Origin of the sequence: Amycolatopsis sp. lyj-84 (genome assembly GCF_046549075.1) — a bacterium.
Taxonomy (GTDB): domain Bacteria; phylum Actinomycetota; class Actinomycetes; order Mycobacteriales; family Pseudonocardiaceae; genus Amycolatopsis.
In genome coordinates this window covers 99089-124319 of sequence record NZ_JAJPWO010000022.1, presented here as the reverse complement: position 1 = coordinate 124319, position 25231 = coordinate 99089, and the positions used below count along the sequence as shown (strand labels likewise).

Genomic DNA, 25231 nt, shown 5'->3' with positions numbered 1-25231 from the left:
CGGATCGACGAGGACCCACTGGTCGCGCAACCGCACGACGGGCCGGTGGGCCTCGGCCAGTGCGTCCATCTCGGCCGCGGTGAGCGGTGCGCCGCCGAGGTGGTTAGAACCCGAATCGCCACTCACGACCAACCCGACCGATGCGGAAGCGGCACCCCCAAATGCTATGAAAGGCCCGTTACTGGCAAATTTTGCCAGTAACGGGCCTTTCACAGCACTCTCGCGAGCGCGAAACAGATCAGGCGGAAGCGGCCTTCACCGCGGCCTCGATTTCGCCGAACGAGGGGTTCACCATCGCCGTCGAGCCCACGAACACCGTCGGCACGACCTCGTTCCCGTCCGCCACCGAGCGCACGCGCGCGGCCGCCTCCGGGTCCTCCCAGATGTTGACCCGCTTCACCTTGAAACCGCTCTTCGAGAGCGGCCGCTCCAGCGCGGCGCAGAACCCGCATCCGGGGCGCCAGTAGAACTCGACCTCGACGTCACTCATTCGCCGTCCTCCGACCTCAGGTAGTCCAACTGCGCCCGCACACTCCACTCGGCGGGCGCCCACAAAGCCTTGTCGACGTCGGCGTAGACGACCTCGACCACCTGGCGCGGAGTGGCTTCCGCGCCGAGGATCTTCAGTGCCGAACGCACCTGGTCCAGCCGTTCTTCCCGGTGCGCCAGGTATTCGCGCGCCGTGGCGGCCAGGTCGGGCAGTTCGGGGCCGTGCCCCGGCAGGCCGGTGGTGCCGCCGGGCAGCTCGATGAGTTTCCGCAGCGAGCGCAGGTAGTCACCGAGGTCGTGCAGCACGGTGGTGCCGCGGCCGAGGATGGTGTCACCGGTCAGGATCTGCCCGTCGGACACCAGGCAGATCGAGTCGCCGGTGTGCCCGGGCGTGTGCAGCACCGAGAGCTCCAGCCCGGCCGCCTCGACCACTTCACCGTCCACAAGGGACTTTCCGCCGACGCAGAGCGATTCGTCGAACGCCCGCACCGGTGCGCCGACGCGTTCGGCGAACCAGGGTGCGCCCTCGGCGTGGTCGGGATGGTGGTGGGTCAGGATGATCAGCTCGACGTCGCCGGTTTCCGCCAGCAGCGTCAGGTGTTCGACGTCCTCGTGGCCGGGGTCGACGACCACGGAACCGGTCGCGCCGGGACCGCGGAGCACCCAGGAATTGGTGCCCTCCAACGTCATCGACGACGGATTGTGCTCCAGCAGCACGGAAGCTATCGGCGTGACCCGGCGCAGCACGCCGTACGCGGGGGCGCTCACGCCGGGTCCAGCACGACGCGGACCTTGTCGCCGTCGCGCACCAGCGTCGGCATGATCTTCTTGATCTCGCGCTCGACCGCCTGCGCGGCGGCCGCGGAGTCGAAAGCGCCCAGTTCCGCGAGGGTGATCCAGGTCGGGGGCATGAGCATGCGGCGCCCTTCCTTGGCGTCGGCGATGGCTTCCTCCGGCCGCTGCCAGCCGGAGCCGACGGCCTCGGAGGTGGCGCTGTCGGCCTGCTGACCCTCGGGAAGCACGGCGACGAAGAAGCAGGTGTCGTAGCGGCGAGGTTCTTGGGGCGGAGTGACCCAGTTCGCCCACGGGCGCAGGAGATCCGCGCGCAGCGTCAGGCCGTTCGCCTCGAGGAACGCGGCGAGCGAGAGTTCGCGGGAGACCAGTTTTTCGCGAGCGTCGTGATACGGCGTCGCGTCGGCGACGACCACGTCCCCGATGCTCGCGAGCAGCACGCCCGACTCCTCGAACGTCTCCCGCACGGCCGCGCACACCAGGGCGCGGGCGAGCGATTCTTCGCAGCCGAAGCGCTCCGCCCACCAAGCGGGCTCCGGGCCCGCCCAGCTCACCGAAGCGTCGACATCACGGGAATCCACGCCACCGCCGGGGAAAACGGTCATCCCGCCCGCGAACGGCATGCCCTTCACGCGGTGCTGCAGGAAGACCTCGACGCCTTGCGCGCCGTCACGGAGGAGGATCACGGTCGCCGCGTCCTTGGGCGTCACCGGCTCGCCGTCGGCGTTGGCGCGGGTGCCCACCCCGGCCCCCACCGGGATGTCGAATGTCAGTTCTTCAGCCACATCCCGCAACATAACATCGCGTTTCGTCCTCTGGTTGCGATAGTTGCGCGTGCAACCACCGCGTCCAGAGGACGAAACGCGTGGAACTCTTTAAGAGGACCAGCCGCTGCTGCGCGAAGCCCCGTTCAGCCGGATCTTCGCCGCTTCGGCGCGCTCCCGTTCGGCGAGCTCGGCGTGCAGCTCGCGAAGGAGCGCACGATCGCGCTCGCTCAGGCTGGGGTCGTCGAGGTCGAGAGCGGGCAGCTCGACGACCTCGTGCATGCTCGGCTTGCCCGAGGCGATCTCACGGCCCTTTTCGGGGTCCTCCTTGAGCGCCTGCCGCAGCTGCGCGACTTCGGCCGGGGTCAGGTCCGCCGTGCGCTCGGCGCGGGTCTCCGCCCGCGACTTGCGCGGCGGCGCCGGCTCCGGTGGAGGCGGCGGCGAAACCGGCGCGGGCACCTGCTGCACGATCGGCACCACCGGTGCGATCGGCTCGGCCGGTTCGTGACCACCGCTGCCCACCGGGCGCAGCCCGTGCCTGCTCGGCTGCTCCTTGGCCGGCTCGGGAGCCGGGGCCGGAGCGGCCGGTGGGGTCACCGGCTCGGACCGAAAGTCACTGGAATGGGTACTCCCGGTGACCCAGACAGGACTCGCGGCCGACGAAGCGGCCTGGTGGTAGGCGGACCGGGCGACACCGGGTCCCGCGACCTCGACGACCGAACGGATCCCCGCGCGGCGAAGCGCGGTGTCCACGCGGAACGCGACCGCGGGCGGGTTGCCCTCCGGGCCGATCTCGACCAGGACCACCCGCTGCGGCAACGCGCCGGGCACGCTGCCGGCGGGCGTGTTCCGCCACACCGCGTGCACCGACCGGACGTCCGGCAGCACCTGAAGGGTGCGGTCGAGCGCCTCGGCGAGACCGAATTCGGGCGTGTTCTCACCGGTGAACCGGTGGGTGAGCACCGACTCGTCCTCCTCGACGAGCAGGTCGTTCGCCAGTGTGGCGTCGGACCGGCTCATCTCGAGGACGAGCGCGAGTTCACGTTGTTCGGACGAGCTCACCGGGATCTTCCCCGCGATCAGGGTGCCGGTGGTGAGCTCCACCGCTTCGTCGATGTGCGCACGCGCGATCAGCTCACGCGCTTCGGTCAAAGCACTGTCGTCGATACGACCCGCCAGGGCCAGTAACAGGTTGTGCAGGCGCAGGGGCACCGAGAACCCGTCCATGGGCGGGCCGTCGTGGACCTCCACCATTGCTCTGCTCCCTCCCGGCTCGCCTGGTGGTGCGAGCGTTAAGCGGCGACCAGCCGACTTCCGGTGTCCACCGCGCCCACACAGACCAGTTCGGAGCTGGCGAGCGCGGTGCGGTGATAGCCGGTGAGATCGATGCTCGGCGGGAGGACCTCGACGCCGGGCTCCTCGTCCCCCAGCACGCGCAGGACGCGCTGCAGTTCGCCCGTCAGCCTCGGCAGCCCGTTGAGCGCCGTGACCAGGAGGACTCGTTTCGCCCCACCCTCGCCGACCACACCAAGGTGTCGCCAGCTTTGCCGCACCTCACCCACATCCGGCCGCCCCCGCAACGTTGCGTGGATCAATACGGACACAGAGTCGACGGAGTTCACCCATTCGGGCGCACTCTGCGTGAATGTGTACCTGGTCTCGGTGACGTCGTCTACCCCCAGGGTGGAACTCACCTGATGCCAGTCCGCCCCGTGAGGAATGAGCCCGGCGACTAGCAGGCGATACTCGGTTTGGTCCAGATCGATCCTGTGCTTAAGCAAAGACCTGGGGAGCGTCCGCGCGAGCGTCCCCATCGCGCCTTCGCCCAGCCAGTCGCGGAACCGCCACAAGAGCTGATCCGGCAGCCGTCCGGCCAGCCGGAGCAGAAGCTCGTGCGAGGACTTTTCGATGTCCGGGTCCATCACTTCACCTCCACGATCAGTTCGATCTCGACCGGCGCCCCGATCGGCAGCTCGGCGACCCCGACGGCCGAGCGGGCGTGGATGCCCGCGTCGCCGAAGATCTCGCCGAGCAGCTCGGACGCCCCGTTGATCACCGCGGGCTGACCGGTGAAGCCCTCCGCGGACGCCACGAACCCGACGACCTTGACCACGCGCACGATGTTGTCGACGCCGGCGATCGAGTCGACCGCGGCGAGCGCGTTGAGGATCGAAGTCCGCGCGTACTGCTTCGCCTCTTCGGGGCTGACCTCGGCGCCGACCTTGCCGGTCGCTTCGAGCTCACCCTTGACGAAGGGCAGCTGCCCCGACGTGTAGACGTGCGAACCGGTGCGGACGGCGGGCACGTAGGCCGCCAGCGGGGCGGCGACGCCGGGAAGTTCGATACCGAGCTCGGCGAGTCGATCGCTCCAGGTCATGGCTTCAATCCCTCAGTTCTTGGCTCGTTTGAGGTAGGCGACGTGCTGCTCGCCGGTCGGGTTCGGGAGCACGGTGACGAGCTCCCAGCCGTCCTCGCCCCACTGGTCGAGGATCTGCTTGGTGGCGTGGATCAACAGGGGGACGGTCGCGTACTCCCACTTGGTGGCGCTCATGTCGGGGAGCGTAGCCAAACCGGCAAGAGCGCCCGACACACATGCGGAAAACCCTCTCGCGACCGGTTCGCCGATTTCCCGCCGATGTGGTTCACTTCACACCTACTCGTCAGTAGATAGGACGTTGACATGCGGACGACGAAGTCCCTTGCCGCCGCCTGCGCGGCCGCGGCCCTTGCCCTGATCTGCGCCGCACCGGCGAACGCCGCCCAGAAACTTCCCGTTCCGTGGACCCTCGCCGCGGCCCTGCCCGCGCAGGCGGCGAATCCCGGCGGCCCGCCACCCGGGTCGAATGATTTCGACTGCAGTCCGAGTACCGCCCACCCGAACCCCGTGGTGCTGACGCACGGTCTCGGCGCCAACCAGACGGTGAACTGGCAGACGTTCGGCCCGCTGCTCAAGAACAACGGGTACTGCGTCTTCTCCCTGACCTACGGGATCCCCGGCAAGCCGCTGCCGATCTACCAGCCCGGCGGGCTCCTGCCGATGGAACAGAGCGCGAAGGAACTGTCGGCGTTCGTCGACAAGGTCCTCGGTGCGACCGGAGCGTCCAAGGTGGACATCCTCGGGCACTCCGAGGGCACGCTGATGCCTTCCTATTACGTGAAGTTCCTCGGCGGAGCGTCCAAAGTGGACAAGTACGTCAGCCTGACCCCGCTGTGGGACGGCACGACCCTGTTCGGCGCCTCGCATCTCTACGCGCTCGCGGGCGCGCTGGGGCTCGCACCCGGGATCAACGGCATCCTCGACCCGGCCTGCGGCTCGTGCCGCCAGTTCCTCCGCGGTTCGGAGTTCCTCACGAACCTGCGCTCCGGGAACGGCGTCTTCCAGCCGGGCGTGACGTACACGAACATCATGACCCGCTACGACGAGGCCGTCGTCCCGTACACGAGCGGCATGGGCAAGGGCCCGAACGTGAAGAACATCGTCCTGCAGGACGGCTGCCTGCTGGACCTGGCGGAGCACGCCGGGGTCGCCGCCGACCGCAACGCGGCCGGGCACGTCCTCAACGCCCTCGACCCGGCGCACGCGAAGCCCGTCCCGTGTGTGCCCGCGACCCCCATCGGGAGCTGAAGGGGCCTTTGCCCGCATGCGATGAGGTGAAGGGAGCTTTCACCTCATCGCATGCGGGCATGGCGTCCTTCAGCCCCCACTAGGCTGACCGGGGTGGAGACCTGGCGTGTGGTCGCGACCGTCCTGCTCGCCGCGGCCGGGCTGCCGCTGGTGCTCGTCCTGATGGCGAAGGCACGGGACCGCACGGACAGCTCGGGGACGGTCGCGATCACCGGCGCGGTGGCCTTCGTGGTCCTCCTGCTGCTCGGTGTGGTGATGCTCACGGTGCTGCCCGGCGTCCTGACCTGGGTCATCGTCGCGGTGGTCGCCGCTGCGCTCGGCGTCATGCTGCTGGCGAGCTGAACCCTCAATTAGGGTGGGACCGGTGAGCACATCCCTTGCCGGCTGGACCGACGAACTCGCGAGAGCCAGGCTGCATTTCGTCACCGGCAAGGGCGGGACGGGCAAGACCACGCTCGCCGCCTCGCTGGGCCTCGCGCTCGCCAAGGGCGGGCGCCGCGTGCTGCTGATCGAGGTCGAAGGCCGCCAGGGCATCGCCCAGCTCTTCGACACCGAGCCGCTGCCGTACGCCGAGCAGCGCATCGCGGCCGTGCCCGGCGGCGGTGAGCTGCGCGCACTGCACATCGACGTCGAGGCCGCGCTCCTCGAATACTTCGAAATGTTCTACAACCTCGGCTTCGCGGGGCGGACGCTGCGGCGGATGGGCGCGATCGAGTTCGCCACGACGCTCGCGCCGGGGCTTCGCGACGTCCTGCTGACCGGCAAGATCAAGGAATGCGTCGGCCGGACCGAATCGGACGGCCGCCACACCTACGACGCCGTCGTCGTCGACTCGCCGCCCACCGGCCGGGTCGTGAAGTTCCTCGACGTCACCAAGGCGCTGACCGATCTCGCCAAGACCGGCCCGATCCGCGGCCAGGCCGACGGCGTCGTCCGGCTGCTGCACTCCGGCGAGACCGCCATCCATCTGGTGACGCTGCTGGAAGAGATGCCGGTGCGGGAGACCGTCGAAGCGGTCGCCGAACTCGACGGCGCGGATCTGCGCCCCGGCGCGGTGCTGGTCAACCGGGTCCGCCCGCCGAGGCTGCCCGCGCGATCGGTGACGGCCGCCGCGGACGGCCGCGTCGACGCCTCGCGCGTCCGCGCCGGGCTCGCGTCGGCCGGGCTGAACCTGCCCGACAGCACTCTCGACGCGCTGGTCGAGGAGACCGTCGAGCACGCCGTCCGGGTCGCGGCCGAACAACGCGCCCGCGAGCAACTGTCCGAAGCGGACCTTCCCGGCCTCGAACTGCCGGACCTGACCGACGGGGTCGACGTCGCGGCGCTCTACGACCTCGCCGAAGCGCTGACCGAGCAGGGAGTGCGCTGATGTCGGACATCCTGGAGATCGACAAGCTGATCGACGATCCGGAGAGCCGGGTCATCGTCTGCTGCGGGTCCGGCGGGGTCGGCAAGACGACCACCGCGGCGGCGCTGGCGCTGCGCGCGGCCGAACGCGGACGGCAGACGGTGGTGCTCACCATCGACCCGGCGCGGCGGCTGGCACAGGCGCTCGGCCTGCGCGAACTGGGCAATCACCCGAAGCAGGTGCACGTCGAAGGCTTCGAGCCCAAGGGCGAACTCTGGGCGATGATGCTCGACATGCGCCGCACCTTCGACGACATGGTGCGGGTGCACGCCGGCCCGGAACGCTCCGAGCAGCTGTTGCAGAACCCCTTCTACCAGACCATTTCCACGTCGTTCTCCGGAACGCAGGAGTACATGGCGATGGAGAAGCTGGGGCAGCTCGCGGCCACCGACGAGTGGGACCTGATCATCGTCGACACCCCGCCGAGCCGGTCCGCGCTGGACTTCCTCGACGCGCCGACGCGGCTTTCCAGCGCGCTCGACGGCCGGATGATCCGGCTGCTCACCGGTCCGGCCAAAGCGGGCGGCTGGGGACTGCGCAAGGTCGTCAACGCCGGGTTCTCGATGTTCGCGAAGGCCGTCTCGACGATCATCGGCGGCCAGCTGCTGACCGACGCTTCGGCGTTCATGCAGGCCTTCGACAGCATGTTCGGCGGCTTCCGCGAACGCGCGCGCAAGACCTCCGAGTTGTTGCGGTCCGGCGGGACGTCGTTCCTCGTGGTCGCCGCGCCGGAGCCGGACGCACTGCGCGAGGCGTCCTACTTCGTGGAGCGGCTTTCGGAAGAGAGCATGCCGCTGGCCGGGCTGGTCGCGAACCGGACGCATCCGGTGCTCGCGGCGCTGACCGGCGCGGAGGCCATCGCGGCCGCCGAGCAGCTGGCGAAGGGCGAGGCCGGCGCACCGCTGGCCGAAGCCGTCCTCCGCCTGCACGCGGACCGGGTCGCGCTGGCCGAACGAGAGACGCGGCTGCTCGCCAGGTTCACGCGGGCTCATCCCGAGGTCCCGCTGGTGCGGGTGCCCGCGCTCCCCAGTGACGTGCACGATCTCGAAGGCCTGCGCGACATCGGAACCAGGTTGGGTACCCAGTCCTGAAAGTCCGTGGAGGACTCCTTCCCTACCTTGGACTCAGGGAAGGGGTCCTCCACGGATTCCTGATCACGAGACTCGGACGCGTACGTCTTCCTCTTCGTCGATCCCGGTGAAACTGCGCTTCGCCGCTTCGAGCAGATCCGCCCAGCTGGTCACGTCCGGCCGCCGTCGCAGCAGCGCCCGCCGTTCCCGTTCGGTCATACCTCCCCAGATACCGAAGTTGATCCGGCCATCGAGCGCTTCCGCGAGGCATTCCGTCCTGACCGGGCAACCGAGGCAGACCGCCTTGGCCCGGTTCTGTTCCGCACCCCGGACGAACAAACCGTCCGGATCGGTGTCGCGGCACGACGCATTGACTCGCCAGCTCGACTGGTTGGTTTCCATACCCCCAGCTCCCTACCCTGGTGTTCGACACACCACGGGGGGACGAAAAGCCTGCGCTCCTGCCCCCATGAGCGTGTCTCCCTTGTGCTCACGTCGGTTGAGCCGGCACCTCCCCGGTGCCGGTGCCTCCGTTCGGTCGAATGCGACTGCCGCTCGCACTCACCCGTCTGTCGGCTTTTTCATACGTGAGACGTTGACGGACTGTAAGGGCCCTCGGTTCCCTCCGCCAAGCCCTAGAATGCCTCCCGTTACCGGACGTCACCACATGGGGTCGATTTCGTGACCGAATCCGCACCGACAGCGAGGTGACGTCACGGTGGGCTAACGGGATCCGCGTACCCTGGTCCGCGTGCGCAAAACGGACGGTCTGCTGAAGCTCATTGGCCTGTGTGTGCTCGCGGGGGTGCTGGTCGCGGGAATGTTGTTCCCGGTGGCGGGCGCCGCGGGCGTGATCTCCAACCAGGCGAGCGAGACCGTCGACAAGACATCTTCGGACCTTGCGGACATTCCGCCGCCCCTGGTGACCACGATCACCGACAACACCGGCAAGCAGATCGCGACGCTGTACAAGCAGTTCCGCATCCCCACCGCCGAGACGCAGATCAACGACGCCATGAAGTGGGCGCTGATCTCGGTCGAGGACAAGCGCTTCTACGAGCACAACGGGGTGGACTGGAAGGGCACGCTGCGCGCCGCGGTCAGCAACAGCACCGGCGGGGACACGCAGGGCGCGTCGACGCTGACCCAGCAGTACGTCAAGAACTACCTGATCAACGTCGTCTACCGGGACGACAAGCCGGGCCAGAAGCGCGCACAGGAACAGTCGGTCGCCCGGAAGCTGAAAGAAGCCCGGATCGCGATCCAGCTGGAAACCAAGCTGAACAAGATGCAGATCTTGACCGGCTACCTCAACGTCGTCGAGTTCTCGCGCGAGATCTTCGGCGTCGGCGCGGCCGCGCAGGCGTATTTCAACACCCCCGTCGAGAAGCTGACGGTGCCGCAGGCCGCGCTGCTGGCCGGTCTGGTGAACAACCCGATCGTCAACGACCCGTGGAAGGCCCCGGCGAAGGCGACCGAGCGCCGCAACCTGGTGCTGGACCGCATGGTCGACAACCACAAGCTCGCGAAGGTGGACGCGGACCGATTCAAGGGCGAACCGCTCGGCGTCGTCGAGGGCGGTCCGCAGAAGCCCGCGTCGAACTGCACCGGCGCCGGAACGGAAAACGGTTTCTTCTGCCAGTACGTCGAGGACTATCTCCTCAAGAACGGCATGACGAAGGACGACCTCTACACCGGCGGCTACCAGATCAAGACCACTTTGGACGAACGGGCGAACCACGAAGCCAAGATGTCGGCCGAGGCACAGGTCAAGAAGACGCAGGACAACGTCGCGAACACACTGTCACTGGTGAAGCCGGGCAAGAACCGGCACGAAGTCGTGGCGCTGGCGGCGAACCGTGACTACGGGCTGCACGAAGACCAGGGCCAGACGACCTTCGCGTTGCCTTCCGGCGTCTACAACACCGCTGGCGCTGGTTCCGCGTACAAGGTCTTCACCGCCGCCGCGGCACTGGAAGCCGGCGTGGCCGGGATCAACACCTCGCTCCCGGTACCCGATCTCTACGTCTCCAACGTGTTCGCCGGTGGCCCGAAGAAGTGCCCCGTGGCTCCCCGGCCCCCTGCCGGGCCGGGTGGTAACTGGTACTGCGTCGGCAACGCGGGCGACTACAACCCTGCCGGTGGGACGATGTCGATGCAGCAGGCGCTGGCGACCTCGCCGAACACGGCGTTCGTGGCGCTGGAGGACCGGCTCGGGAGCACCGGACCGGTCGTGGAGATGGCGCGCAAGCTCGGCATGCGCGACACCATGGCCAGCAACCGGGGCGGCGGCACCGTCGACCCGAACTCCAAGGACGACGGCGTCAACGTCAATCAGCTCCAGGCGTACGGACCGAAGCCGGGCTGGAACGGATCAGGTGCGTTCACCCTCGGCGTGAGCCCACTGTCCGGTCTGGAACTGGCGAACGTCGCCGCCACGATCATGAGCGGCGGCGTCTGGTGCCCGCCGACCCCCCTCTCAGGCATCACCGACCGGGAGGGGAAGCCGGTTCCGGTCAAGGAAGCCGCTTGCGAGCAGGTGGTCCCCGAAGGCCTCGCCAACACCCTCGCGGTCGGCATGAGCAAGGACAGCCAGGGCGGGACGTCGACCGGCGCGGCGAGCGGCGCCAAGTGGAACCGGCCGGTGATCGGCAAGACCGGGACCACACAGAGCAACGGTGCGGGCTCGTACATGGGGGCTACCCCGCAGCTCGCGGGCGCGGCGATGGTGTTCCGCCCGAAGGGTGGAAGTGGCGGCCTCTGCTACCTCGGCCCGGGCAACGTGTCCGCTCGCGGCTGCGAAAACATGTGGGGCGGCAAGACGCCGGCACAGACCTGGTTCGGGGCGATGTCGAAGATCCTCGAAGGCCAGGAAGCGCTGCCGCTGCCGGCGCCGGACCCGAAGTACATGGGCGGCGGACGCTGATCCTCCACGGCCGCGTTCACCAGCGCAAATCACGATGAGTCACATGAATCTAACTTTGAGTGAGCAGCTGGCGGCCTAACGGGGAACAGCTGTCGACAAGACCATGTCGGCTGATCATCACACCCCGCGCCGACCACGGAAAGTGAAGAAAAGAGGCCATTCCAGCGATTCTTCGGGATCGCCGGAATGGGGGCGGACGATCACCACCGATGAGCACGTAAACTGGACATCGTGAGCACGCTCAGTAACAGCAACACCTCGAGGGCGACGGTACGGCGCTTGGCCGTGGGAACCGTCGCCCTGGGAGCCGCGACCCTCGGTTACGCGGTCGGCATCGAAAGGCGCCGGTGGACGCTTCGCACCGCGGAGCTCCCGGTCCTCGCCGCAGGGGCGAAGCCCTTCACGATCCTCCACATCTCGGACCTGCACATGCTGCCCGGGCATGTGAGCAAGCAACGCTGGGTAGCCGCGCTCGACGAGCTCGAACCGGATCTCGTCGTCAACACCGGTGACAACCTGTCACATCAGCAGGCCGTCCCGTCGGTGCTGCGCGCACTCGGCCCCCTGCTCGAGCGGCCCGGCGTGTTCATTTTCGGCAGCAACGACTACTACGCGCCGAAACCGAAGAACCCGGCGCGCTACCTCATGCCGAAGGGCAAGAAGAAGCGGATCCACGGCGAGCACCTGCCCTGGCGCGACCTCCGCGCGGCCTTCGTCGAACACGGCTGGGACGACCTCACGCACGTCCGCCGCACCATCGAGGTCGCCGACCAGTACGTGTTCACCGCCGGCGTCGACGACGCCCACCTCCGGCGCGACCGGTACGCCGACATCGCGGGCCCGGCCGACCGCGGCGCCGCCGTCCGCATCGGTGTCACGCACTCCCCGGAACCGCGCGTCCTCGACGAGTTCGCCGGCGACGGCTACGACCTCGTCCTCGCGGGCCACACGCACGGCGGGCAACTCCGCGTCCCCGGCTACGGCGCGCTCGTCACCAACTGCGAACTCGACCGCACCCGCGCCCGCGGCGCGTCCCGCTGGGGCGCCCAGATGTGGCTCCACGTCTCCGCCGGACTGGGCACCTCGCCGTACGCCCCCGCGCGCTTCGCGTGCCCTCCCGAGGCCAGCCTGCTGACCCTCGTCCCACGGGGTACGACCAGCGGCGATCACCGGAAAGCAGCCCCCCGCAAAGCGCGAAACACCGTCCGCTAAACTTCTCCACGACCCGCTAAGAAGTATCCGGGGTGTGGCGCAGCTTGGTAGCGTGCCTCGTTCGGGTCGAGGAGGTCGTGGGTTCGAATCCCGCCACCCCGACGCTAGATCAAGAAGGTCCCGCTCGCAGAACACGCGAACGGGGCCTTCTTGCGTTGCGCCCGGGTCGTGCCGGGTCGTGTCGGCGTGGGCTGAAGGGCCCCTTCCCCACGTCGCATGCGGCGAAGGGCGCTTTCCCCGCGTGGCATGCGGGCATGGTCCCCTTCAGCTCCCAACGCATCCAGAGGACTAAACGCGGGCAACCCCGGACACCACGACTTCCGCATGTCTTGAAGGCCACCTTGGGGGCGTTGAGCGTCACAAAGGTGGCCTTCAGGGCATGCACCCCTCCCCGCCGAACTCGCGCGGGCAGCCCCCGCCGCTCCCTGGGGGGCGACCCCGGACCCAGCGTATCGGCGAGGGGCGTCGGGACCGGGCGAAAGCGGGGGTGGCGGGGTCGGTTGTCCACAACGGCGGGCGGGTGTGGACAACCGGCCGCAGGGGTTCCCAATGTCGCATTTGAGTCGCTGAGTGTCCCCAATGCGGCATTGGGGACGCCGGAGAGCAGAGCGAGAGAGGGCGTCAGCGGGTGGCGAGGAGTTCCGTCCAGCATTGGGCGAAATCGCCGTCGCCGGAGCGCGCCCATGACCACGCCGAGCGGGCGGCCGAGGCGAGTTGGTCGCGGTCCGGGGTGGTCGCGGTTTCCAGTGCCGTCACCAGGCGCGCCTCCACCGACGTCGCCAGCGCCCGGTACGTCGCGTCCGCGCGGTAGCGGATTTTCGTTCGCACGTCGGTGAAACCGGCGGCCGCGACCGCGGCGGGAATCGAGCGTCCGGCGAACGGATCGCCACCGGCGCGACGGCACAGCAGGTAGTGCCCGCGGAGGGCGGCGTCGACGTTCGCCGTCTTCGGCCGGAGCCGCGCCCGACTCCAGTCCGATGTGGACAGTGCGAGGGCACCGCCGGGTTTGAGCACCCGCCGCAGCTCTGCCAGGGCGGCACCCGGTTCCCTCAGGTACTCGAAGACCGCATGCGCGAAGACCACGTCGACCGAAGCCTCGGCGAACGGCAGCGCGCGAGCGTCAGCCCACAGAAAGTCCACTGTGGACTTTCTGTGCCCGTCGCCGATACCGAGGGTGATCGAACCCGGGCCGCAGCCGACGTCGACGACCCCCATCCCCGGCCCGAACAGCGGTTGCGCGAACACGGCCCGTTCGACCGCTTGGCGCGCTGACCGCGCGGACACCGCGGCGCGCGGCGTGTTTCCCTCCAGCACCCCGCACACAGTACGGCTCCGGGGTGGCAGGATCGAGGGGTGAGCACGCAGCCAGGCAACAAATATCCGTCCGCGGCGGTCCCGGACCGCCTGTTCGACGACGCCGAAGCCGAGGCCAGGTGGCGGGCCCGCTTCCACGCACCGCGCATCTCGGTCCCCGAGTGGGCCATCGACGCCCCGGACGCGAACATCTACGTCTCCAACGCCAGCGGCGTCTGGGAGGTCTACTCCTGGGACCGGTCGACCGGCGAGCACCGCCGCGTCACCGACCGCCCCGCCGGCACCATGCACGCGACCCCGTCCCCCGACGGCCGCTGGATCTGGTGGTTCAACGACACCGACGGCGACGAATTCGGTTCCTGGGTCCGCGAACCGTTCGCACCGGGAGCCGCCGCCGAGCGCGCGGTGCCGGACGTCCACGACGGCTACCCCGCCGGGCTCGAGATCGGCACCCGCGTGATCGCGGTCGGCGTTTCGACCGACGACGGCAGCGAACTCTTCGCCCATATCGACGGCGAGACCACCAGCTTCTACCGTCATGACGACGACGCCGGGATCTCCTCGCTCTCCCGCGACGAGTCGCGGCTCGTGATCTCGCATTCCGAGCACGGTGATTCGCGCCACCCCGCGCTGCGCGTCCTGTCGACCGACGGCTTCACCACGGTTGCCGACAAATGGGACGGCGAAGGCAAGGGCCTCGGCGCGCTCGAGTTCTCGCCGGTCGCGGGCGACCAGCGGTTGCTGGTGCTGCACGAGCGGCGCGGTCGCGAAGAACTGCTGATCTGGGACACCGCCGCGGACACCGAGCTGGAGATCGAGCTCGATCTGCCGGGCGAAGTGATCGCGGGCTGGTACCCGGACGCGCACGCGCTCCTCGTCGTCCACTTCCACCAGGGCCGCAGTTCCCTGCACCGCTACGACCTCGCGAGCGGCGGATTGTCCTCTTTGGACACCCCGCCGGGCCGGATCGGCGGCGCCGGGGTGCGGCCCGACGGCACCGTCGAGTATTCGTGGTCCAGTGCCGCGCGGCCGACCGCCGTCCGCGCCAGGACCGCGGACGGCACCGACTCGGTCCTCCTCGAACCGCCGGGCGAGCGGGCTCCGGAGTCAGCGCCGGTCACCGACGCGTTCGTCGACGGGATCGGCGGGCAGATCCACGCGCTCGTGTCCCGTCCCGCCGACGCGCCCGAAGGCCCGCTCCCGACGGTCTTCTCCCTGCACGGCGGGCCGCATTCGGCCGACGAAGACCGGTTCTCCGCCTACCGCGCCGTCTGGCTCGACGCCGGATTCGCCGTCGTCGAGGTCAATTACCGCGGCTCGACGGGCTACGGTTCCGCCTGGCGCGACGCGATCGAAGGACGTCCCGGCCTGACCGAACTCGAAGACGTCGCCGCCGTGTACGACTGGGCGGTCCAAAGTGGACTCGCGGATCCGGGTAAGTGCGTGGTGAACGGCGCTTCGTGGGGTGGCTACCTGAGCCTGCTGGCGCTCGGCACCCAGCCCGCGCGCTGGGCCGCGGGGATCGCCGGGGTTCCCGTCGCGGACTACGTCGCCGCGTACGAGGACGAGATGGAGCAGCTTCGCTCGTTCGACAGGGCGCTGTTCGGCGGTTCGCCGGAGACGGTGCCCGCGGTGTACCGGGAATGCTCGCCGATCACCTACGTCGAGGCCGTGACGGCGCCGGTGCTGGTGCTCGCCGGGGACAACGACCCGCGCTGCCCGATCCGGCAGGTCGAGAACTACCTCGACAGGCTCGAGAAGCGGGAGATCTCGTTCGAGTTCTACCGTTTCGACGCGGGCCACGGGTCGCTGGTGATCGCCGAGACGATCAAGCAGACGGCGATCGAGGTGTTCTTCGCGCTGAGGGCCGTCGGGCTTCGCTGACCCCGGCGAGCGGGGTCAGCGCTCGGAGAAGAGAGTCCCGCCGGACGCCCAGTGTTCGGCGGGAATCTCGTTGATGGTCACCCAGACACCTTCGGCCTTGCCACCGCAGGTGCGGACGAAGGCGTCGGTCACCTCGCGCACGAGGGCCTGCTTCTGTTCGGCCGTCCGGCCGGGGAACATCGAAACACTGCTCATCGGCATGGCCGAACTCTAGAGCCCGCGGTCGTGCTTCCGGAGCCTGTCCACCGCGTAGGCGTCACCTTCGAAGGTGATCCGGGCGGCGTCGCGGCCGAAGACGAACAGCAGCAGCTCGATCGGCGCACCGACCACGGTCACGGTGTCGGGGCCTTCCTTGACCCGTGCTTCGCGGCCTTCGGGGGTCTTCAGGATCACGCCGACCGGGGATTTCCGCAGGTTCAGCTTCGACGCCTGCTTCGCCGACTTCCACGCCGCCGCGTCCCGCGCGGGGTCTGCGGGACGGGGCTCCCAGCCGGGCTGCCCGCGACGGACGTCCTCGTGGTGGATCAGGAATTCCGCGCTGTTCGTCAGCTCGTCGACGGCGCCGATCGACGTCGGCCAGTACCAGGCGGGGCCGGACCGGACCTTGCCCACGACGTCGGCCCACGGGCGCGCGGCGTAGGAGTCCTGCACCCGCTGCGTGTACGACGCCAGCGCGGGCACCAGGATCCCGGGCATCGCGTCCGGCCTGCGCTCACGCACCAGCAGATGCGCCGCGAGATCCCGCGTCTTCCAGCCCGTGCACAGGGTCGGCGCGTCCGGGCCGACCTCTTCGAAAAGCTCGCTCAACGCTTGACGTTCGTCTCCGGCGACTCCCATACCCCCCGACGTTACGCGCCGGTAGGGCCCGGGGAAATCCGGCGTGACGCAGGGCACCCGGCTCAGTGATGGAACGCCGTCCGCCGTCGCGGACCGTGGTCGAGCTCGGGCAGCAGGCGCCGGAGGTCGGCGAGCAGCAGATCCGCGAGGTCGTGGGTGAAACCGTTGCGCACCACGATCCTCAGCACCGCGAGATCGGTCCTGTTCTCCGGGAACGTGTACGCCGGGACAAGCCAGCCACGCTCGCGAAGGCGCCGTGACACGTCGAAGACGTCGAAGCCCTCGACGTCCGCCTTCGTCGTGAAGGCGAACACGGGCAACTGATCGCCGCGGGTGAGCAGCTCGAAGGGCCCCAGTCCGGCGATCCCGTCGGCCAGCTGGGTCGCCACGTCACGCGAAGCCTGTTGCACAGCACGGAAACCTTCGCGTCCGAGCCGGACGAACGTGTAGTACTGCGCGGCCACCTCGGCGCCGGGGCGCGAGAAGTTCAGCGCGAAAGTCGGCATGTCGCCACCGAGGTAGTTGACGTTGAAGACGAGCTCTTCCGGCAACGCCGCCTTGTCCCGCCACACCACCCAGCCGACGCCGGGGTAGACCAGCCCGTACTTGTGCCCGGAGGTGTTGATCGACGCCACCCTCGGCAACCGGAAGTCCCAGACCAGCTCCGGATCGAGGAACGGCGCGATCATCGCGCCCGAAGCGCCGTCGACGTGCACCGGAATGTCCCAGCCGGAACGTTCCTGGAGCCCGTCGAGCGCGGCCACGATCTCCGCGACGGGCTCGTAACTGCCGTCGAAAGTGGACCCGAGGATCGCGATGACGCCGATGGTGTTCTCGTCGCACCGGGCGATCGCCTCGTCGGCGGTGAGGTGGAAGCGGTCGCCTTCCATCGGCACCAGCCGCGGCTCGACCTCCCAGTACTCGCAGAACTTCTCCCAGCAGATCTGGACGTTCGCGCCCATCACCAGGTTCGGCTTGCCGGTGCGCCCGAGCTTCGACCAGCGGCGCTTCAGCGCCATCCCGGCGAGCATGCAGGCTTCCGAGGAACCGGTCGTGGAGCAGCCCATGATCGCGTTCTGATCGGGCGCGTGCCACAGGTCTGCGAGGATGTTCACGCAACGCCGCTCGAGCTCCGCCGTCTGCGGGTACTCGTCCTTGTCGATCATGTTCTTGTCGACGCATTCGGCCATCAGCTCGCGGGCCTGCGGCTCCATCCACGTGGTGACGAACGTGGCGAGGTTGAGCCGGGCGTTGCCGTCGAGCATCAGCTCGTCGCGCACCAGCTGGAGCGCGGTGTCGGGCGGCAGCGGATCTTCGGCGAGGCTGTCGTGCGGGAGGCGGATGCTCGCGGCGAGCGCGGGGTACGCGCCGGCGTACAGCGGGTTGGTCCCGCCCTCGCGGTCCGGGTCGGTCGCTTTCCCCTTGTGCAGCACCATGGACCGAACGTAGCCCGGCGGCGTGGAACCGGCACGCGGACTCACCCCCGGCCAATGCAATGAAGGGGACTTTCATTGCAAATTTCGCAATGAAAGTCCCCTTCATTTCACGCCGCGCGGGCGTGACAGGGAGGGTCAGGCCTGCTGCGCCTGCCACATCCAGTGCGCCTTCTCGAGCTCCTGGGTGATCGCGATCAGGAGGTCCTGGGTCACCAGGTCGCTCTTGTCGGTCTCGTCGATGCGCTTGCGCAGCCGCTCGATCAGCGCCGCGAGGATGTCGACGATCGCGGCGACCGTGGACTCGACGGACTGCCAGTTGTCGGGATACGACGGGAGGCCGGAGCTCTCCACGACGGCCTTCGCCTGGCCGTTCGGCGAGACGCCGATGGCGTTGGCGCGCTCGGCGACGTCGTCGACGTACTGGCGCGCGGTGGCGACCAGCTCGTCGAGCTGCAGGTGCGCGCTGCGGAAGTTCGAGCCGACGACGTTCCAGTGGGCCTGCTTCGCGATCAGCGACAGATCCACCAGATCGACCAGCGTGGCCTGCAAGGCGTTACCGGTGATCTCCTTGTCGGCTTCGCTCAGCGGACTCTTGATCGGAGACTTGCCCATCTTCGGTGTTCCTTTCAGAAAATAGCCGGTTCGGGAGTGGACCTGCCGCGTCCGGGATCAGACCGACGCGGACAGCGCGACCTCGATGTTCCCGCGGGTCGCGTTCGAGTAGGGGCACACCTGGTGCGCCTGCTCGACGAGCTGATCGGCCTGCGCCTGCTCCAGGCCGGGAAGAGAAACGTTGAGTGCGACGCCCAGGCCGAAGCCCTCGCCCTGCTTGAGCACGCTGACCTCGGCGGTGACGGTCGAGCCGTCCAGTTTCACCTTCGCCTGGCGCGCGACGAGCTGCAGCGCGGAGTGGAAGCAGGCGGAGTAGCCGGCGGCGAAGAGCTGCTCGGGGTTGGTCTTGTCACCACCGGGTCCGCCCATCTCCTTCGGGATCGCCAGCGATTCGTCGATGACGCCGTCAGAGGACGTGACCTCACCGTTGCGGCCGTCGCCGCGAGCGGTGGCCACAGCGGTGTACAGAGCCTCAGCCATTCTTCGCCTACCTCCTGGTCTCAAGACACGCCCCGTTGAGCGTCTCTGTGGTGCCAACGTCCCGCAACCGCGAAACCTTGCCACCCCATGGCAGGCATCACTTCCGGGAATTACCCGGAAGAAGACCGAAGCAAACGAATCAGTGACCGGCGCGACTCAGCGCGAACTCGGCGACCTGGGTGCCGATCAGGCGGAGGGTGCGGACGGACTTGTCGTCGGAGGCGCCCCCGCCTTCGTCGAACTTGGTCTCCGCGGTGTTGATCGAACCACCCAAAGGGGTGGCCCAGCCGCGCAGCGCGTGCGTGATCGTGCGCAGCTGCTCCAGCGTGGTGACCGCGGCCTGCCAGCCGTACGCGACGGCGGCGAGGCCGACCGCGCGGCCGTCGAGGTACGGGCGGGCGTCTTCGCGCAGGTCTTCGACGTAGTCCAGGGCGTTCTTGACCAGGCCGGACAACGCGCCGTGATAGCCGGGCGAGACCACGATGATCCCGTCGGCGCGGCGGATCGCCTCGACCAGTCGCACGGCCTGTTCGTGCCGCTCTTCCAACGCGGTGTCGTAGAACGGCAAAACCAGCTCCGGCCCCGAGATGAGCTCGGTGGTGACCCCGGCTTCGGCCGCGCCGCCCAGAGCGATGCGCAGCGCGCGCTCGGATTGCGAGCCCTCCCGCAGAGAGCCGCCGATGCCGAGGACATGAACCGCGTTCGTCGAAGTCACGCTTTCGAGGCTAACCCCTCTACTTAAGTGGAGGACCAGGATCTGGAACGGAGGCCTGCGTCACACCCGTTCGCCGCAAAGGCCCGGTTCCCGCTGGACGGCATACCTACTCGAAAGTAACCTGGCGAGAAGCCCTCAGGAGGAAGCATGGCGATACCGCTCCAGATCCGTGCCGAAGCCGCGTTTTCGCAGCTGGCGTTCTGGCTCCCGAGGCCGGCCAGAAGGGCCATCGCCGGACCGCCGCTCCGCCTGGACGGGCAGGAGCTCGCGCTGGACGCCCAGCTCCTGCTTCGCCTGCAGAAGCTGGCGAAGGCATCGCTGGTGCGAGGGAGCGTCGAAGAGTCACGCAGCCTGCTCCTGGCGAGCAGGCACCTGGTCAGCGGGAAGATCATCGAGCCGGTCGCCACCAGGGAGCTGCTCATCCCGACGGGTGACGGCGACGTCCCCGCCACGCTCTACACCCCGGCCGGGCTGCCGGATCCGTCCGCGCTGCTGGTGTTCTTCCACGGCGGCGGCTGGGTGGTCGGCAGCCGCGTCTCCCACGACAACACCGTCCGATACCTGGCGAAACAGGCCGGCGTGCGGGTGCTTTCGGTGGAGTACCGGCTCGCGCCGGAAACGCAGTTCCCCGGCGCCACCGAAGACGCGATCGCGGCCTTCGAGTACGCCTTCGCGAAGGCGCGGGACCTGGGCGCCGACCCGGCCCGTATCGCCGTCGGCGGCGACAGCGCGGGCGGGAACCTCGCGGCGGTGACGGCGCAGCAGGCGGTGAAACGCGGCGGCGGGGTCCCGGCGTTCCAGCTGCTGTTCTACCCGGCGACCGATTTCACCGTGCGCCGCCGTTCCCGGGAATTGTTCGCCGAGGACCTGTTCCTCACCGACTCGGATATGACCTGGTTCGAAGGGCATTACGTGCCGAAGGGCACCGATCTGTACAACCCGAAACTGTCGCCGCTGCACGGCGACGTTTCCGGATTGCCGCCCGCGTATATCGCGACCGCCGGTTTCGACCCGCTGCGCGACGAGGGCGAGGCTTACGCGGAGAAATTGCGGAAGGCCGGGGTTCCGGTGGCGCTCAGCCGCCAGCCGGACCTGATCCACGGGTACATCAACTTCCTCGGGGTCGGTCAGCGGTTCCGCGAGGCGACGGCCGAAGCGGCGGGCGCCCTGAGGCTGGGGCTCGCCCCGAAGTGACGGCCAGAGCCCGAGTGAGGAGAAATGTCCCCACTCGGGCTCCGGCCCCCATTTCGTGGCCCGCCGCCCTGCACGGCGAAACCAGACGACTCCTGACGGACTACGCCTGTCTCTCGGTAGCGCGTCAGCGCGACGAGAGACTTCATCCCGCGCCCCTATTTCGGCCGAAGGCCACGGAAACCTTTTGTAGGGCGCCCCTACCTACCTGCGCGAGCTGGTCGCGATCCCGCGCCCTGCGAAAGGTTTCCGTCGGCGCGCGGCGATATTACGGCGTGGGGAGCGGCACCGGCGGTATCGGCAGCGGCGGGACAGGGAGTCCGCCGAGCAGGCCGGCGAGGATGCCGGTCACCGCGGTCAACAGGGCTTTCACCAGGTCACTGACGATCTTCAACGGTCCGGGCAGGTCCGGGAGCGAGGGGATCGGCACCGGCAGCGGCGGGAGCTGGCGTGCCTTGGCCTTCGGGTCGGCCAGCAGCCTGCTCGATTCGTCGGAACGACCCTTGGCCAGGTCGCCGAGCTTCTGTGTTTCGGTCTGGATCTGGTAGCGCTTGCCTGCGGCGATGTCACCGAGGACGGGGCTCAGCTTGTCCAAGTCCGCCCGCGTCTTGGAGACGTCACCGGCATAGGCGACCTTGGTGAGCCCGTCCCGCATCTGCAGCACCTGAGCGGCGAGTGCCTGCGTGTTCGACGAACCCTTTCCACCATCGGTACTAGCCGTTGCGGCGCCGGCTGAGGCCACCGCCAACAGACTGCCTGCGGCGACCGCGGCAATCGTCCGGGCAATGTTGCCTTTCATTCCCTTACCTCCTGGCCTCTGGGACCTGACGAGGTCAATCGATACCCGCCGTATCGGCCGAACACCACCCGATCACCGGTTTGCACCGTTTTCTAACCCTTACGTGCCGGATTCATTCCCGGTGAAGAACCCCGCAATTGATTAACGACAAAATCTTGTGCGTCCCCCTGAAGATCATCCTTTTCCCACAATTTTATGACCACCTGTTACCGGTCGACACGGCAGAACGGTTCGTTCACCCACAGTGGTGTAAATGGTGATCGTTTGGCTTCATCACTCCGTCGGACAAGCGTGTCGCACTGCTCCACTCGGGTTGTCCCCCACGCACGCCACGCCACCTTCTGGTTTCACATGCGAGTGGGGACATGAAAACGCACCCGGTGCGCGGGGGATGACGCGCGCCGGGTGCGTTCGGTGGTGGGAGCAGCCTCTCGAAGAGGTCGTTCTACTTGCGGAAGGCGTCCGCGACCTTGTCGCCGAGGTCCTTGTCGACGTTCCGCCAGTACTCGAAGACGCGCTCGAGCACCGGCTGCGACACGTCGTTCGAAGCGTGGCCGATGATGTTGTTCGCGAGCCGCTCACGCTGCTCGTCGTCCATCACCTCGCGCACGAGCGTGCCCGGCTGGCCGAAGTCGTCGTCCTCGGCGTGGAGCTTGTACGCCGACCGGATGACCTCGTCCTCGACGCCGTAGCCCGACGCGGTCTCGGAGGCGATCTCCGCGTTCGCGTGCGGGCCGCCCTTGGAGTTCGGCGCGTACACCGGGTCGCCCGGGTTGTTGTAGCGCATCGCGCCGTCGCGCGAGTAGCTGTTCACCGGGGACTTCGGCGCGTTGACCGGCAGCTGCGTGTAGTTCGCGCCGATCCGGTAGCGGTGCGCGTCCGGGTACGCGAACAGGCGGCCCTGCAGCATCTTGTCCGGCGACGGGCCGATGCCCGGTACCAGGTTGGACGGCTCGAACGCGGCCTGCTCGATCTCCGCGAAGTAGTTCGCCGGATTGCGGTCGAGCACCCAGCGGCCGACCTTGATCAGCGGGTAGTCGCCCTTCGGCCACACCTTGGTCAGGTCGAACGGGTTGAAGCGGTAGTCCGCGGCTTCGGCGTAGGGCATCACCTGGACGTACAGCGTCCAGCTGGGGTGGTTGCCCTTCTCGATGTTCTTGAACAGGTCGCGGATGTAGTAGTCCGAGTCCTCGCCCGCGATACGGTCCGCGTCGGCCTGGGGCAGGTAGCCGATGCCCTGGTCGGTCTTGAAGTGGTACTTGACCCAGAACTTCTCGCCGCCCGCGTTCTCCCACAGGTAGGTGTGCGAGCCGAAGCCGTCCATCTCGCGCCAGTTCGACGGGATGCCGCGGTCGCCCATCAGCCAGGTGACCTGGTGCGCGGACTCGGGCCGCAGCGTCCAGAAGTCCCACTGGATGTCGTGGTCGCGCAGGTGGTTGTCGGCGCGGCGCTTCTGCGAGTGGATGAAGTCCGGGAACTTGATCGGGTCGCGGATGAAGAACACCGGCGTGTTGTTGCCGACGAGGTCGTAGTTGCCCTCGGAGGTGTAGAACTTCACCGCGAACCCGCGCGGGTCGCGCCACGTGTCGGGCGAGCCGTTCTCCCCCGCGACCGACGAGAAGCGGACCAGGCTCTCGGTGCGCACACCGGGCTGGAAGAGCGCGGCCTTCGTGAACTGGCTGATGTCCTCGGTGACCTCGAGGAAGCCGTGCGCGCCGCCGCCCTTGGCGTGGACGACGCGTTCGGGCACGCGCTCACGGTTGAACTGGGCGTTCTTCTCGATCAGGTAGTGGTCCTGGAGCAGGATCGGACCGTTGGCACCCAGCGTCAGCGAGTCGTTGTCGCTCGCGACGGGGATACCCACGTTGTTCGTGGTCGGCAAGGTCACGCCGGTGCCTCCTGTTTCGTGGTGGTACCGCCACCCTCTCGCTTATTCTGGAATCAGTCAAGAAAACACCCCGGACCGGGTGACCACCGGCGGGAAAAAACTTGCACGCGCGTACCAGGTTAAGTTCTCATCGGACGTATGGCCCTCGCTCCGTACCGTCGCGTGTTAGCCGTGCCCGGGGTTCCCAGCTCGATGATGCTGATGTTCCTGGCCCGGCTCCCGATGACGGCCATGGGCGTGACGATGACGCTCTACGTGGTCAACGACCTCGGCCGCGGCTACGGCGAGGCCGGGCTGGTCGGCGCGGCCACCACGCTCGGCAGCGCGATCGGGGCGCCGCTCGTCGGCCGGTACGTCGACCGCTACGGGCTGCGGCCGGTGGTTGCGATCTGCGGCCTGGCCTCGACGACCTTCTGGATCAGCGCGCCGCATCTGCCGTATCAAGTGCTGCTGGCGGTCGCGCTCCCCGCGGGTGTGCTGTCGGTGCCCGCCGGGACGCTCGCACGGCTGGTGCTCACCGCGCTCGTGCCACTCGAGCAGCGGCGGGCGGCGTACTCGCTGGACACGATCCTGGTGGAAGCGTCGTTCATGATCGGGCCGTCGGCCGGGATCATGGCGATCACGCAACTGCCCGCGGTGTACGCGCTCACCGGCATCGGGATCTGCTTCGCGCTTTCGGCGACGCTGATCTACCGGCAGAACCCGCCGATCCGCGCCGAGGCCGACGCCGAGGTGTTCACCGGCGAGCGGCCGCCCGTGCGGAGCTGGCTCACCGGACGGCTCGTGATGGCGATGTTCATCGCCGCCGGCGCACTGTTCTGCCTGGTCGGGATGGAGCTCGCCGCACTGGCGACGGTGCGCGCGAGTGGCGACATCGCCTGGTCCGGGCTGCTGATCACGTTGATGTGCATCGCTTCCGTGCTCGGCGGGGCGATACACGGGGCCGTCCGGCGGTCGCTTTCGCAAGGCACGCTGATGGTGCTGCTCGCGGTGCTCACGCTGCCGGTCGGGCTGGTCGACCACCCGTGGTGGCTGCTGGCGATCGTGCTCTTCCCGAGCAACGTGCTGTGCGCGCCGACGCTCGCGGCGAGCACCGAGACGGTCAGCGCGGCGGCGCCACCGCGGGTGCGCGGCGAGGCGATGGGGCTGCTGGACGCGGCCAGCCGGATCGGGCTGGCGATCGGGAGCCCGATCATCGGGTATGTGATCGATCACTCCAGCCCGGGCTGGGGGTTCGCGGCCTCGGCGATCGGAGCGCTGGCGATCGCCTCGCTCGGCCTGTTCTGGCGACGGTCCCGCACCCCGGCCGCCCCGGCGCCCGCACTCGCCTCCCCCTGACGCGTTTCGTCCTCTGGTTGCGGAGAGGGGGTTAAGCGCAGACCTTGCGCAGGGCGTCGACCCGGTCGATGTTGCGTTTGGTCCAGTCCGCGATCTTGCCCGCGTCCTGGATGTTCTCCTTCTGGGCCTGCAGGTACGAGTCGGCCATGCCGGTGAGCGCGCCCGCCACGTCCTGCTCGCCGACGCTGGACGCCAGCTCACGCAGGCGCTTCTCCTTGTCCGCGGCCCGCTCCTTGAGCGTCGCCGGGTCCGGATTGAGGTCGGTGAGGCTGAGCGCCTCGGCGCACGCGCCGACCTTCGTCGCGGCCTTGTTCGTCTGATCGATGGCGTTCGTGACCTCGCTGCAGCCGGCCAGCGCGAGTCCGGCGGCCGCCATGAGCGCCGCGATTCCCAACCTCTTCATGAGATCCAGGGTAGCGATTTCGTGGGTGGTACGTCGGGTTCCCCTGAC

At 68.6% G+C, this 25231-nt stretch carries 28 protein-coding genes and 1 tRNA gene; 10 read left to right on the top strand and 19 right to left on the bottom strand.

Features of this window, described 5'->3' with window-relative positions:
* From ACLJRM_RS41690 to ACLJRM_RS41655, 8 genes are all read right to left on the bottom strand, one after another.
* On the bottom strand, positions 1-126 hold a 126-nt coding region (locus ACLJRM_RS41690; RefSeq protein ID WP_410666174.1), incomplete at its 3' end, for an SNF2 helicase-associated domain-containing protein.
* Positions 127-238: 112 nt separating this feature from the next.
* Positions 239-490, bottom strand: coding sequence for a glutaredoxin family protein (locus ACLJRM_RS41685; RefSeq protein WP_101611145.1), 252 nt, complete (start codon positions 488-490; stop codon positions 239-241).
* The gene (locus ACLJRM_RS41680; protein WP_101611146.1) at positions 487-1257 is read right to left on the bottom strand and encodes an MBL fold metallo-hydrolase; all 771 of its coding nucleotides are present in this window, start codon (positions 1255-1257) and stop codon (positions 487-489) included. The genes ACLJRM_RS41685 and ACLJRM_RS41680 overlap by 4 nt, the downstream gene beginning before the upstream one ends.
* Positions 1254-2066 carry an NUDIX hydrolase gene (locus tag ACLJRM_RS41675; RefSeq protein ID WP_101613578.1) on the bottom strand — a complete coding sequence of 271 codons (813 nt, stop codon included), beginning with the start codon at positions 2064-2066 and terminating at the stop codon, positions 1254-1256. The genes ACLJRM_RS41680 and ACLJRM_RS41675 overlap by 4 nt, the downstream gene beginning before the upstream one ends.
* Before the next feature lie 90 nt (positions 2067-2156).
* The gene (locus ACLJRM_RS41670; RefSeq protein WP_410666173.1) at positions 2157-3299 is read right to left on the bottom strand and encodes a hypothetical protein; all 1143 of its coding nucleotides are present in this window, start codon (positions 3297-3299) and stop codon (positions 2157-2159) included.
* Positions 3300-3337: 38 nt separating this feature from the next.
* Positions 3338-3967 carry a hypothetical protein gene (locus tag ACLJRM_RS41665; protein ID WP_101613579.1) on the bottom strand — a complete coding sequence of 210 codons (630 nt, stop codon included), beginning with the start codon at positions 3965-3967 and terminating at the stop codon, positions 3338-3340.
* Positions 3967-4422, bottom strand: coding sequence for a RidA family protein (locus tag ACLJRM_RS41660; RefSeq protein ID WP_101611148.1), 456 nt, complete (start codon positions 4420-4422; stop codon positions 3967-3969). Before ACLJRM_RS41660 ends, ACLJRM_RS41665 begins: the two co-directional genes overlap by 1 nt.
* Before the next feature lie 12 nt (positions 4423-4434).
* Complete coding sequence (locus ACLJRM_RS41655) at positions 4435-4596, bottom strand: DUF4177 domain-containing protein (RefSeq protein WP_005166970.1); 162 nt, start codon at positions 4594-4596, stop codon at positions 4435-4437.
* A gap of 129 nt (positions 4597-4725) precedes the next feature.
* Between ACLJRM_RS41655 and ACLJRM_RS41650 the strand changes: the two genes are divergently transcribed.
* The 4 genes from ACLJRM_RS41650 to ACLJRM_RS41635 all read left to right on the top strand — a co-directional run bounded on the left by ACLJRM_RS41650 (position 4726) and on the right by ACLJRM_RS41635 (position 8169).
* The gene (locus ACLJRM_RS41650; RefSeq protein WP_101611149.1) at positions 4726-5670 is read left to right on the top strand and encodes an esterase/lipase family protein; all 945 of its coding nucleotides are present in this window, start codon (positions 4726-4728) and stop codon (positions 5668-5670) included.
* A 93-nt stretch (positions 5671-5763) separates the two neighbouring features.
* Positions 5764-6012 carry a hypothetical protein gene (locus ACLJRM_RS41645; RefSeq protein ID WP_410666172.1) on the top strand — a complete coding sequence of 83 codons (249 nt, stop codon included), beginning with the start codon at positions 5764-5766 and terminating at the stop codon, positions 6010-6012.
* 22 nt (positions 6013-6034) lie between these two features.
* The gene (locus tag ACLJRM_RS41640; protein WP_101611151.1) at positions 6035-7039 is read left to right on the top strand and encodes an ArsA-related P-loop ATPase; all 1005 of its coding nucleotides are present in this window, start codon (positions 6035-6037) and stop codon (positions 7037-7039) included.
* Entirely contained in the window at positions 7039-8169 is a 1131-nt protein-coding gene (locus ACLJRM_RS41635) for an ArsA family ATPase (RefSeq protein ID WP_101611152.1), read from the top strand. Before ACLJRM_RS41640 ends, ACLJRM_RS41635 begins: the two co-directional genes overlap by 1 nt.
* Positions 8170-8232: 63 nt before the next feature.
* Here the strand turns inward: ACLJRM_RS41635 and ACLJRM_RS41630 are convergent, their stop codons facing one another.
* The gene (locus tag ACLJRM_RS41630; protein WP_020632155.1) at positions 8233-8550 is read right to left on the bottom strand and encodes a WhiB family transcriptional regulator; all 318 of its coding nucleotides are present in this window, start codon (positions 8548-8550) and stop codon (positions 8233-8235) included.
* A gap of 349 nt (positions 8551-8899) precedes the next feature.
* Here ACLJRM_RS41630 and ACLJRM_RS41625 point away from each other — a divergent pair, with 349 nt between their 5' ends.
* The 3 genes from ACLJRM_RS41625 to ACLJRM_RS41615 all read left to right on the top strand — a co-directional run bounded on the left by ACLJRM_RS41625 (position 8900) and on the right by ACLJRM_RS41615 (position 12388).
* Positions 8900-11074 carry a transglycosylase domain-containing protein gene (locus ACLJRM_RS41625; RefSeq protein WP_101611153.1) on the top strand — a complete coding sequence of 725 codons (2175 nt, stop codon included), beginning with the start codon at positions 8900-8902 and terminating at the stop codon, positions 11072-11074.
* A gap of 231 nt (positions 11075-11305) precedes the next feature.
* Positions 11306-12286 carry a metallophosphoesterase gene (locus ACLJRM_RS41620; RefSeq protein WP_233222920.1) on the top strand — a complete coding sequence of 327 codons (981 nt, stop codon included), beginning with the start codon at positions 11306-11308 and terminating at the stop codon, positions 12284-12286.
* A 28-nt stretch (positions 12287-12314) separates the two neighbouring features.
* Positions 12315-12388, top strand: a tRNA-Pro gene (locus ACLJRM_RS41615).
* A 519-nt stretch (positions 12389-12907) separates the two neighbouring features.
* Here the strand turns inward: ACLJRM_RS41615 and ACLJRM_RS41610 are convergent.
* On the bottom strand, positions 12908-13600 hold the full coding sequence (locus ACLJRM_RS41610; RefSeq protein WP_101611155.1) for a methyltransferase domain-containing protein: 693 nt from the start codon (positions 13598-13600) through the stop codon (positions 12908-12910).
* A gap of 39 nt (positions 13601-13639) precedes the next feature.
* Here ACLJRM_RS41610 and ACLJRM_RS41605 point away from each other — a divergent pair, with 39 nt between their 5' ends.
* Positions 13640-15484, top strand: a complete 1845-nt coding sequence (locus ACLJRM_RS41605; protein ID WP_410666171.1) for a prolyl oligopeptidase family serine peptidase — start codon at positions 13640-13642, stop codon at positions 15482-15484.
* A 15-nt stretch (positions 15485-15499) separates the two neighbouring features.
* On the opposite strand, the gene ACLJRM_RS41600 is transcribed toward ACLJRM_RS41605, so the two are convergent.
* The 6 genes from ACLJRM_RS41600 to ACLJRM_RS41575 all read right to left on the bottom strand — a co-directional run bounded on the left by ACLJRM_RS41600 (position 15500) and on the right by ACLJRM_RS41575 (position 19564).
* Entirely contained in the window at positions 15500-15685 is a 186-nt protein-coding gene (locus tag ACLJRM_RS41600; protein ID WP_410666170.1) for a 2-hydroxymuconate tautomerase, read from the bottom strand.
* A 9-nt stretch (positions 15686-15694) separates the two neighbouring features.
* On the bottom strand, positions 15695-16321 hold the full coding sequence (locus ACLJRM_RS41595) for a TIGR03085 family metal-binding protein (RefSeq protein ID WP_410666169.1): 627 nt from the start codon (positions 16319-16321) through the stop codon (positions 15695-15697).
* A gap of 62 nt (positions 16322-16383) precedes the next feature.
* Positions 16384-17757, bottom strand: coding sequence for a glutamate decarboxylase (locus tag ACLJRM_RS41590; RefSeq protein ID WP_410666168.1), 1374 nt, complete (start codon positions 17755-17757; stop codon positions 16384-16386).
* Positions 17758-17892: 135 nt separating this feature from the next.
* Entirely contained in the window at positions 17893-18369 is a 477-nt protein-coding gene (locus ACLJRM_RS41585) for a Dps family protein (RefSeq protein WP_101611158.1), read from the bottom strand.
* Between the two features lie 57 nt (positions 18370-18426).
* On the bottom strand, positions 18427-18849 hold the full coding sequence (locus ACLJRM_RS41580) for an organic hydroperoxide resistance protein (RefSeq protein WP_076156049.1): 423 nt from the start codon (positions 18847-18849) through the stop codon (positions 18427-18429).
* Positions 18850-18988: 139 nt separating this feature from the next.
* Positions 18989-19564 (bottom strand): NADPH-dependent FMN reductase, encoded by a 576-nt coding sequence (locus ACLJRM_RS41575; protein ID WP_101611159.1) that lies wholly within the window; start codon positions 19562-19564, stop codon positions 18989-18991.
* Positions 19565-19711: 147 nt separating this feature from the next.
* Between ACLJRM_RS41575 and ACLJRM_RS41570 the strand changes: the two genes are divergently transcribed.
* The gene (locus ACLJRM_RS41570; protein WP_101611160.1) at positions 19712-20758 is read left to right on the top strand and encodes an alpha/beta hydrolase; all 1047 of its coding nucleotides are present in this window, start codon (positions 19712-19714) and stop codon (positions 20756-20758) included.
* Between the two features lie 265 nt (positions 20759-21023).
* On the opposite strand, the gene ACLJRM_RS41565 is transcribed toward ACLJRM_RS41570, so the two are convergent.
* Both ACLJRM_RS41565 and ACLJRM_RS41560 read right to left on the bottom strand, forming a co-directional pair.
* Positions 21024-21554 (bottom strand): hypothetical protein, encoded by a 531-nt coding sequence (locus ACLJRM_RS41565; RefSeq protein WP_101611161.1) that lies wholly within the window; start codon positions 21552-21554, stop codon positions 21024-21026.
* A gap of 445 nt (positions 21555-21999) precedes the next feature.
* On the bottom strand, positions 22000-23442 hold the full coding sequence (locus ACLJRM_RS41560; protein ID WP_101611162.1) for a catalase: 1443 nt from the start codon (positions 23440-23442) through the stop codon (positions 22000-22002).
* Positions 23443-23634: 192 nt separating this feature from the next.
* On the opposite strand from ACLJRM_RS41560, the gene ACLJRM_RS41555 reads away from it, so the two are divergent.
* Positions 23635-24780: an MFS transporter gene (locus ACLJRM_RS41555; protein WP_101613581.1), complete on the top strand. Its 1146-nt coding sequence runs from the start codon at positions 23635-23637 to the stop codon at positions 24778-24780.
* A 31-nt stretch (positions 24781-24811) separates the two neighbouring features.
* Here ACLJRM_RS41555 and ACLJRM_RS41550 read toward each other — a convergent pair whose 3' ends face one another.
* Positions 24812-25183, bottom strand: a complete 372-nt coding sequence (locus ACLJRM_RS41550) for a hypothetical protein (protein ID WP_101611163.1) — start codon at positions 25181-25183, stop codon at positions 24812-24814.
* Positions 25184-25231: the final 48 nt, after the last annotated feature.